Genomic DNA, 9,143 nt, shown 5'->3' on the forward strand with positions numbered 1-9,143 from the left:
TGTAGCGCGCAAAATCGGCTGGCAGGAAATGCAAGATCACTTGGCAACAATTTTGTTGCGCTTGGAGCGCTCATTTATGCGGATCGATTCCCAATATCGGTAGGCCGAATTTTGGGACGGAGTTCGGGCCGCGCCGAACTTCTTTTTGCACTCTTTAAGGAGCCTTGCAACGGACTTTAATCCAAAGCCGTTCGCCAAGAAAACAGCAACCTCAGGATCACGGGTAATCAGGGACCGCGAGGGTTTGATGAGTTGGCGATTGTTAAGATGCCATTCCGCCAACTGGCGGCTCTCATCGTTCAGCCGAATGTAATCGGCAAGGGGGATTGTGACAAATTCAGGCGCACAGGAACGGCAGACGGAGCAAGCTGCATCGGATGGTGCTGCTTGCTCGTCCTCACTGAGGTTCCGATGCCTGCGGCTCATACTTCAAGCTTCTTGGGGTCGATGCCGAGCGCCTGCGCGATCTTGTGGCCGTCTGCGCTTACAGTGAGCGAGCGGCCTGTGGAGGCAAGGGCGTCCAGTTCGCGGCTGCGTTCCTCGATCTCGGGTGTGATTATTGGCTTTCGCAGATAAGCGAACGGCGTCCCGATCTTGGCGCAAAACTCTTCCAGCAACGATTCATCGGTATTGGCAAGCGTGATGCAGAAGTCGCGAAGCGCGGGTGTTGCCGATCCGGTCGCTATCGCATGTTCCACACGCGCTTCAATCCGTTTGTCGCGGGCTTTGACGACCTCTCCGGAAAGCGTCTTCGTGACGCTGGCAAGCCCCATAATCATCGCATTGGTTCCTTCCGCCTTGGCGGCAAGGGCTGCGATACTTGCAATGATATCTTCATTGCTGGCGTCGGGCTTGACGCCGAGCGCTTCTAAAATCTTCGGGTCCACCGTATTTTCCTTTTCTTTCCGGGAGACATCCGCCGATGCGACGGCGGGCATGGAGAGTGCGGGTGCCGCGACGAGCGCGGCGGAATGAAGCCAGACCGCAATGCCATTATCTCCAATTTTTAGCGACGGAGAGATATAGCGGTGGGTCTTTTCAGCGAGGGTGCGAATGCCCTCCTTCAGCCACGATACGCGGCCCCACAGGCCACCGTCACGAGCCTGCAATTCTTCGATCCAACCCACTGCGGGGGCGTTTTCACCTGTGGCAGCGCGCTTGACGGTCGCGTGGTCGATATCGATCGGCAGGAAGATTCCGTCCGCCTTAAAACGCTCGACAAGAACCTCCGGATTGATATTGAACTTGCGATCATCGCGGGCCGTAAACGACCCACGCGGAGCAATCTGGACCCAATCCGGCGCTTTGTCGCCATCAAGGTCGGAAGCAAAAAGGGCTATATCGGTTACGATACTCTCATGCATGGCTGACGGCCTCAGACGCTGGACTTGATGATCTGGAGAAGATTGGCGTTGGTGTTGCTGGTGCCGTCAATCGTCGTGGACAGAAGGATATCCCGGGCCTTGAAGAAGTTGTCGCTGCCGACGACGATATGTGTCGGCGCGATGCCAAGCTTCAGGCCCTTGTCGCCCGTAAACTTGCCCATGGCGGTATAGGCGGCGCGCAGGTTTGCAGAGTTCAGTTCGGCCTTGGAACCGAACGCCAACTGCCACAGACCAAAGCCGCAATTCACGCGGGCACGGACACCGTAAATGTATTCATCCGAAAGAAAGACCTTGGTGTCTTTGTCGCTGGTGACCGTCTGGAAATCGTACTTTTCCCGGTCCTGCCAGACGATGGGTTTAACGCCACGTGACAGGTCCAAAAGATACCAAGGTTCACTTTCACCGGTCTGCATGTTCGATACGGAGACCGGCTCTCCGATCTCGTCTGGCAGGTGCGGATGATCGGTATCAAAGAAGTTCTGACCATCGTAGCACTCGACTTCAAAGCCGTTGTCCAGAAGGTCGAAAATCAGCGTGTCGGGGTGCTGTTTCGCTGTCCGGCCCATCTCCTGAAACATCGGCTTATAGATGCCGACGCGGTCATCAGAGATGTCATCTCGCGGTACGGAAACGGTGGATTCAAACTTTCGGTTGCGGATCGTGAAGCCGTGAGACTTCAGCTTTTTGACCTGACGGTCACCGATCCATTCCCGCAGTTTCGGGAACTGACCGAACCAGCCATATTGCTCCTCGGCGGTGTTGCTGGTCACCGTCATAGCCAGCGTATCCTTATGGCTTACGGTGCCGTCGAAGCTTTCGTTATAGACGGTTTGAAAGCCCTTAAAGACCAGTCCGATATTAGCGTCATTGATGATCATTTCAGTTTTCCTTGTCTGAGAAGTTCGGCCCGGATCGTCAGGATGACGTCAGGTGGTATTTTCATGATGTCGCGGAGAAGCGAAGGCGAGTGGCCTTCCAAGAGGAGTTGGCGCACGATGCTTGCACCCTTGACCTCAGCGTAAATGAAATTGTTCGGACGTGACGCATCCCATCGGCCTAGTTTTTCCCCGCGTGCTTTCATCGCAGCGATGCGGCGGTCTACTGAGCGAAGGTGGACCCCGGTCAACAACGACACGTCACGGCGCGTCAATCCGTCCTTACGCAACAGTTCTTCTATCCTGCCTCTCACGCTCTCAGCGATGCCCGCCTTCGCCAGCGGAACAAAAATGAACTGACGGCTCGTACCAATCGCACAAGCCCGCGAAATCGCCATTGCCACGTCGAAGCCGACGAAACGCGCGAGTTCAGATTGGGGAGTGAGATTGCCAACCCTCGGGAGGTAAATCCGCGTCCCGCCTGCAACCTGTATGAGATGGTCCGCGACATCATCACCGGCAACGTCCCGGATCATCTCAAAAAGGGTCTGATCATCGTCGTCGTCGCCAATCGTAATCAGTTTCTTTTTCGTCATGCGAGCCTCGGACCAAGATCGTAGAAGGAGCGGGAGCGCGCCTGTTCGATGGCGCGGGCCTGTTCGCGGCGTGCCTTGACGGCTGCCAACTTGGGGTTTGGCGACACGATGTTTTGCGTCAGGCGGACGTTGCTGGACTGTTGCAGAGAGGAGTGCTTTTCCGGCGCGCTGGTAGTGCCAGGCGCTGGCGATGCCGGGGCAATCACGGGGGAAATCGTTGGCGTAACGGTAATGCCGAGAATGGCGCGCAGTTCGTCCGCAATCGACTTTGCCTCGCTCTTTGCCTGCTCTCCCCCCTCTGTCAGACCGGCGTTGTAGCCGTCCATGGCCGCTTCCGCTGAGGGGCGCAGGTCAATGCCAAGCTGCCTCTTGAGGTCAAAACCCGGTTCAGCCGCAGAGCCGAATAGCAACCGCTTCCATGCTGGCGGTCTGTCCTGTTCCGTGGCCTTCGGCTGTTTGGGAAGATGGCCCACGATAGCGTCAATGGTGCGCTGACGCTCGGCTGCATCTTCTCCCCGTTCAAGGGCATCGGAAGCATCCTTGGCAATACGCGTCAGCGGGGAAAGAGCCGGTGCAGCGGTATTCTTTATCCGCTGGGAAACATTGGACAGAAGGCGCTGTTTCTGGAAATTGAGGTTGCCCGTGCCGACCTCGTATTTTTCGTCAAGAACCCCTTTCGAGTTCTCCATTTCGGCCATCAGCTTTTCGATTTTTTCCATATCATCGAAGATAGCGCGGTAGGCCACGGCGGCGGTATCGTTGCCGCCGAGCGTGTCCGAGAATTTCTCTTCGTCGTCACCAACGGCAGCGCGCAGCCGCTTCAGGATCGCCATAACAGGGTCTTTACCCTTGGCTTCTGCGTCTCGCTTCTCGCCCAAGATGTCAACACCGACTTTCGATGCCCGCTCGCGAACGGTCGGTGAAACCATGTCGGAAAGCATGGCCTCCAATGACGTCGATGCTTCATCAGGAGACCCACTGCGCTCGACAACCGACTGTGCGAAAGCCGCCGCCATGCGCACACCCTCCATACCTTTCGATCCACGCGCAGCGAGGCGCGAAAGGATGGCAGGGAAGTTCCGCGACATGTCCTTGACTTCGAACTTACCGGCATTGCCGCCCATAACGACAGCATCGTAGGCAGCGGGCATCTGGTCGGACTGGATGCCCATGTTCTGGCGGAGCGCCACGGTAAGATTAGCCGCTGCTTCCGGCACGGACTCAGTGGCTGTCGCAAACTTGACGGCATTATCCGTCATCGCCGCCGCCTCGGAACTTGGCAGACCGCCAGCCTGCAAACTGCCGAAGACGGTCTGCGCGGCCTGATTGCCGATGCCGCGCCTCGCGCCGATCCGCGCCAACATCGCGTCGATCCGCTTCTGATCCACCTCGCCGTAGCCGCCAGTGATGCGCAGAAAGTCGCTTCGCTGCTCATCGGCCGCCGCTGCGTCAATCGCAACGCCAGCACCGACAACACCCACACCGGCAAGGCCACCGGACATATAGGCCGCGCCCGTGCCAAGCGCCAAAGGTACATTCAACTGGTCGAGAATGCCCCCTGCAACGGAACCCGCACTGCCGCCGCCACTCCCCGGAACACGCAAAGGCCCGCCAGTCGCCTTTCCAGACGCAACGCCCCGCGCACTGTGAAGCCTCTGTCTCATTTCGCTTGCAGCCGCGCCGACGCGATTTATCGCCTGTTCGGCCTCGCGGGCATCGGCCTTCAGGCCGTCAAAGGAGCCGTTGCCGACTGTGCCGAGTTTCTGGCGCAGTTCGTCCGCCTCGCGCCCGACAGCGCCGATGCGAACCTTTGCCTCCATTGCGGACTTGCCGACCTTTTCCAGATTGCCAGCAAGCGCGCCGTTCTTGGTCTGGCCCAAGCGCTCGGCGGCAGCGCGCAGTTCCTTGACATCCCTTTCCGCGCCGGTCGCAGACTTGCCGATTTTTTCGAGGTTGCCTGAAAGCGCGCCGCTTTTCGTCTGGCCCAACCGTTCGGCGGCAGCGCGCAGTTCTTTCAGGTCTTTTTCGGCTTCATTGGCAGGCTTGGATAGCTGGTTAACCAGCCGGAGCCGCATCGATACATCCATGTCGCTCAAGACGGTGCTCCTTTCACATGCTTCCATGCCTCGGACATCGATGGCCACCAGCGCAGGGCTTCATCCCAAGGCATGGCAAGCATCGACGGCAAAGGCGTTCGGTAAATGAGGCTCATCAGCGCGATCACGTCTCGCCATTCGTCGGCGGCAACGATGGATCGCTCGTTGCGCCCCGGAACATTGGGGGCAAAAAATCGAAGCAGACTCGCGTGACCTCCTCGCCGTCAACGTCCATCAGGCCGCGCAAAACCTCAGCGGGCATGCCGGTCATGCGGGCGTAAATATCGAAGTTGTCCACTTCGCCGCCGGTGCGCTGGTCGAGAAGCTCGCCCACCTCGCCAACTGTCAGGCGGGAAACTGTGAGCTGCGAAACCGCGCCGAGCTCGTCATCCTCGAAAGGGAACTGCAAAGGTACGATCTTGGAGAACTCGCCAGCGGTGAAGCGCAGAGCCTTGCGGGGGCGCTTTGAAATTGCCGGTTCGGTGGCGACAGGAGGAAGCGTCTTATCGATCGGCGCGGGAATGCCCATGCCCTCCCACATGTCGCGGGGCGGGAGGGGGATTTCCTCGAAGCGCACGGCGTCCGGGTCAGTCTTGGATTGCGGGACAGCGACACGCGCCGTCAGAATTTCGTCAGTCATCGTCAACCTGCCTTTGCTTCGAACGTAGAGCGGCGGCGGGTGGCGTCTCACCCGCCGCCGTCAGACAAAGGAGGCTCAAAACTCCTTCGCCACAAAGGCCCTCAGGAGCGTGGCCTCAGGCAGGTCAAACGGAAAAGCCCTGCACGATCTTGCTAGCAGGGCTGACAATTGGCGGCGGGCTGAACGGTGTCAGCCCGGACGCGATTATTTTGAAAAGATGAGAAGTCGTGGAACGTGCGCGGCGACGATAGAAGGCCCTACAGCGCGTTTTCGTTCCATGATGGCCGATGGCGAGGGAGGACCCCAAAAAACGCTTCTACGGCCTTCAATCAGGCTTCAATTTCGAAGCCGGTTTGTTTCGTTCGGGTGCATCGCTGCCCCTCTCACGTACACGCGTGATTTCACCAAGGCTGGTGACCCTTGTCAATCGGCGCAGATCGGGCCGATTGCAGGCGTTGTCTCGCATACCTAAATTCAGAGTGAGCGCGGCAGAGAAGTCCGTAGCCCTAGATGGCCCTTGGAGGGAGCCGGGTAAAGGCCCGGAACCGGTCCCCCCTGCCGCGCTTCTTTCACTAGAGCTCGCCCCTACTCGCCAGTTCCACCGCCTGCTGCGGGTCAAAACCGCCCTTGATGCGTGCTGCAAGCTCTTTCTGTTTCTCCGGGCTTAACCGGGAGAGTACAAGCAGGCCGTCTGTATCATCGGCTATCGGCGTCTGGCGGATAACGTTTCGAAGGTCTGAATGAATGTTCTCCGCGATCCGTATCATGACGCGGGTTTCTTCCGGCAGATAGCCAAGGGTCTCTTTCACGAACTGCTCAAAATCACTGCCAGACATGCCGCGCTCCTCACTCAAACAAAAATCGGCCCGTTATTCATGGGCCGATTCGCTGTTGCTGGCTATACTTGTACGCTCAACCGGCAAGGCCGAGATCGACAAGCATACTTGCGGCTTCCTCGACGGTCGGCATGGGAATGCCGGGAGGCAGTCTTTCCGGCAACAGGCTCCAAGCTTCCGCGATATCGCCCGCCGCTTCCGTCTTGAGAATGCGCATCAACGGCAGCACCCACGGCGGTGCAGTGTTCTCCGCTTCCGGTTTGTCCGGCGCGGGCATATCAGGAAGGTCTGGCAGCACTGGAACCACAACATCAATTCCCGGCATGGCAAGAATGCGTGACAGTAAATCGTCAAAAGCACGGGCAGGCAAGCTGGTCACATGGTAAGAATTGAAAAACGTGTTGCGAAATTTCGCCCTGCGATACCGCCAGCCCTCTTTGCGGGCCTTCCTCGATACGGCCTCCGGCGTGGTCGGCAAACCGTTCAACCGCTTCGCCGCCAGTTCCGGCGCTGCGAACCATTCCTGAATATTGCGCTTGTCCCGCACGACGCGAACAAGCATCGCCTCAAGATACTTGAGACGCCGTTCCATGTACGAAAACTCCTCGACCGGAACCGGGATCGTCAAATAAAACTCACTCATCTACAAACCTGTTTTATGTGCGCTCTGACGGCGCGTTGACGCATAGGAGAGCGGCCCGGACCTGAAAGGTGCCGGGATGCTCATTGGCGATTTTATGAAACAGACCTATCTGGCCAGCTTGGGTTTAACCGGAGGCTTGGGATCGGTGAGGGCTCGAATTTGCTCTTCCAGTTTGAGAACCTCGCTTTCACCAAGCGCAACGCACAGCTTGGCGCGGGCAAATCGATCAAAAACGCGGTCAAATCCGGCGCGGCGCGTGGTTGCGCCAAGCGCGTAATATGATCGAACGTCCGTCAGTATCCGCTGGAATGCTGACAAAGGCGGCATCTCGACCTGCGCAACGGCTCTGCTCTCTACCGCCAGCGCGATAATCTTTTCTCCAAATTCATCGATACACAGCCGCCGAATGGCGGCGGCTTTGGCGTCTGGCTGGATAAGATGCGTGCGCCGGATGAAGGCAAAGAGTTTCCCGCCCTCCGCTGTCTCGATTACACTTACACCACCCCGGAGTTTGCCGCCGCGCAGTGCGACGGCATCTAACGCAGGTGGCACCAACGAAAACCGCGTTTCGTAGTCAACGATGGCTTCGGGCGGCAATGCCATATAGTGATACTCAAAGCCCCCGCCTGTGGCTTGTCGTTTGCGCATCAACCGCTCGATGGCATTAACACCTTCACGCCTCAGGAACAGGGTCATACCCCTCTTCGAACGCGGCAGACCTCGAAGGTTTAAAGCGGCAAACTGCTGCGCGGTTTTCCAGTTCGCTCCCTCAGACAACGGTTGTTCACGCATTTCCAGCTTTCCTTACGCCTTGTGCAGGTTCTCCGCTCTTCCCGCGCAACTGAGCTATGACCCGCTCAACAGTCGATTTTTTAAGGTTCAGAGCCTGCGCGATATCGCAAGACTCATAACCCTCTTTAGTTTTTTCCTGAATGAAGCTCTGCCGAAGTTCGCGAGCGCGGTCGCTCTCTGTAGAGTTAGGTGCAGACTCTGCACTAAACTTTTCCACCTGCTTTTTCAGGTCTGTGATCTCGCCTCGCAAAGCTGTTTCAGCGGCAGCGAGTGCATCGACCTGCGCGCCCAAAAGAACATGAATCCCTCCGCTGATGTCGTTCAGCGGATCGCCTTGATACGTTGCTGCGGCAAGAAGATCATTGAAGGCGCGGATAGCAGAAATAGACCCTTCTAGGGCGTAAAGTGCGTTGTTCATATCTGGCTCCAGCGTGCTTTTGAAGGCACATCAAAGCTGCGGTCGGCGCAGCAGCCGGGAGTTCAAAACCGTGCTGGACGGCAGCATGACCTTTGGGCTTTCGCCTTGGACATACGCCACGCTCTCCCGGCCACAAATAATGCGACCGCTTCCGGCGGATGCCAGATATTGTGCGCCGTTCGGGCAAGATTGAAAGGGGAATACCGCATGGCTACGCCAAATCGGATTTCATCGTTCGCACCGGCCATGGTGGCGCGTACCACCAGCAAAGAGTTTTGAAGCTCTGGCGATTTGATTACGCTGATTTTCGCCGCCTGCCAAGGGGAATTTTCATATCAAATCCGTTGCAACACTGTTTGAACACTTATAGGTTGCCTATAGTCAGAGTTCGGGCGAAAGTCCGGTTGCGCTTTCTGGTGATCGTCATCTGTGATATTTATCAATAGAATCAGTTAAATAGAAATAGATTCCCGGTAGGCTGAAAACTTTGTCCGTGGGCGAAAGAAAGTCTGACCGCTCGTCAGACTTTCAGTCCCATCATCCGGTGATTGCAAACCAGTTTCATCCCGACCTTGATGCTGATGTCGGCGGATTTTCTCAATCTTAATAAGCGCTTATAAGTTTTTTTCCTTGGGCGATGACATTTTGACCATCCAACGCTATAATTCTGGCATCCAACCGCCCGTAAAACCGGTTGTCCTGCCATTTGATCTTGCAGCGAGGCTCTTTCTTGAGCGCTGTCTCTGCTCTCAGCCGATCCAGAAAACTATCATGGAAACAAGGCTCTAACCGCAGGATACAGGATATTCCCAGCTAATCCCGGAAAAAGGCTCGTCCTGCCATCTGATATTGCGGGTTACAC

At 57.1% G+C, this 9,143-nt stretch carries 10 protein-coding genes; all 10 read right to left on the reverse strand.

Annotation, left to right across the window (positions count from 1 at the left end; all coding sequences use genetic code 11):
• Positions 1 to 36: 36 nt before the first annotated feature.
• The 10 genes from EXN68_RS27170 to EXN68_RS27215 all read right to left on the reverse strand — a co-directional run bounded on the left by EXN68_RS27170 (position 37) and on the right by EXN68_RS27215 (position 8,281).
• A complete protein-coding gene (locus tag EXN68_RS27170) occupies positions 37 to 426 on the reverse strand; it encodes a hypothetical protein (RefSeq protein WP_142843680.1) in 390 nt (129 codons plus the stop codon).
• Positions 423 to 1,364 carry a phage protease gene (locus tag EXN68_RS27175; protein WP_142843681.1) on the reverse strand — a complete coding sequence of 314 codons (942 nt, stop codon included), beginning with the start codon at positions 1,362 to 1,364 and terminating at the stop codon, positions 423 to 425. The genes EXN68_RS27170 and EXN68_RS27175 overlap by 4 nt, the downstream gene beginning before the upstream one ends.
• Before the next feature lie 11 nt (positions 1,365 to 1,375).
• Positions 1,376 to 2,263, reverse strand: coding sequence for a Mu-like prophage major head subunit gpT family protein (locus EXN68_RS27180; protein WP_142843682.1), 888 nt, complete (start codon positions 2,261 to 2,263; stop codon positions 1,376 to 1,378).
• Entirely contained in the window at positions 2,260 to 2,856 is a 597-nt protein-coding gene (locus EXN68_RS27185) for a hypothetical protein (protein WP_142843683.1), read from the reverse strand. The genes EXN68_RS27180 and EXN68_RS27185 overlap by 4 nt, the downstream gene beginning before the upstream one ends.
• Positions 2,853 to 4,943 (reverse strand): phage tail tape measure protein, encoded by a 2,091-nt coding sequence (locus tag EXN68_RS27190; protein ID WP_237681513.1) that lies wholly within the window; start codon positions 4,941 to 4,943, stop codon positions 2,853 to 2,855. Before EXN68_RS27190 ends, EXN68_RS27185 begins: the two co-directional genes overlap by 4 nt.
• A 133-nt stretch (positions 4,944 to 5,076) precedes the next feature.
• Positions 5,077 to 5,592, reverse strand: coding sequence for a hypothetical protein (locus EXN68_RS27195; protein WP_142843685.1), 516 nt, complete (start codon positions 5,590 to 5,592; stop codon positions 5,077 to 5,079).
• Positions 5,593 to 6,164: 572 nt separating this feature from the next.
• The gene (locus EXN68_RS27200) at positions 6,165 to 6,428 is read right to left on the reverse strand and encodes a hypothetical protein (protein ID WP_142843686.1); all 264 of its coding nucleotides are present in this window, start codon (positions 6,426 to 6,428) and stop codon (positions 6,165 to 6,167) included.
• Between the two features lie 76 nt (positions 6,429 to 6,504).
• On the reverse strand, positions 6,505 to 7,071 hold the full coding sequence (locus tag EXN68_RS27205; RefSeq protein ID WP_142843687.1) for a MerR family transcriptional regulator: 567 nt from the start codon (positions 7,069 to 7,071) through the stop codon (positions 6,505 to 6,507).
• Between the two features lie 105 nt (positions 7,072 to 7,176).
• Positions 7,177 to 7,863 carry a MerR family transcriptional regulator gene (locus EXN68_RS27210; protein WP_142843688.1) on the reverse strand — a complete coding sequence of 229 codons (687 nt, stop codon included), beginning with the start codon at positions 7,861 to 7,863 and terminating at the stop codon, positions 7,177 to 7,179.
• Positions 7,856 to 8,281: a hypothetical protein gene (locus tag EXN68_RS27215; RefSeq protein ID WP_142843689.1), complete on the reverse strand. Its 426-nt coding sequence runs from the start codon at positions 8,279 to 8,281 to the stop codon at positions 7,856 to 7,858. Before EXN68_RS27215 ends, EXN68_RS27210 begins: the two co-directional genes overlap by 8 nt.
• Positions 8,282 to 9,143 lie beyond the last annotated feature (862 nt).

It is taken from the genome of Martinezella rhizogenes (assembly GCF_007002745.1).
Lineage (GTDB): Bacteria > Pseudomonadota > Alphaproteobacteria > Rhizobiales > Rhizobiaceae > Agrobacterium > Agrobacterium cucumeris.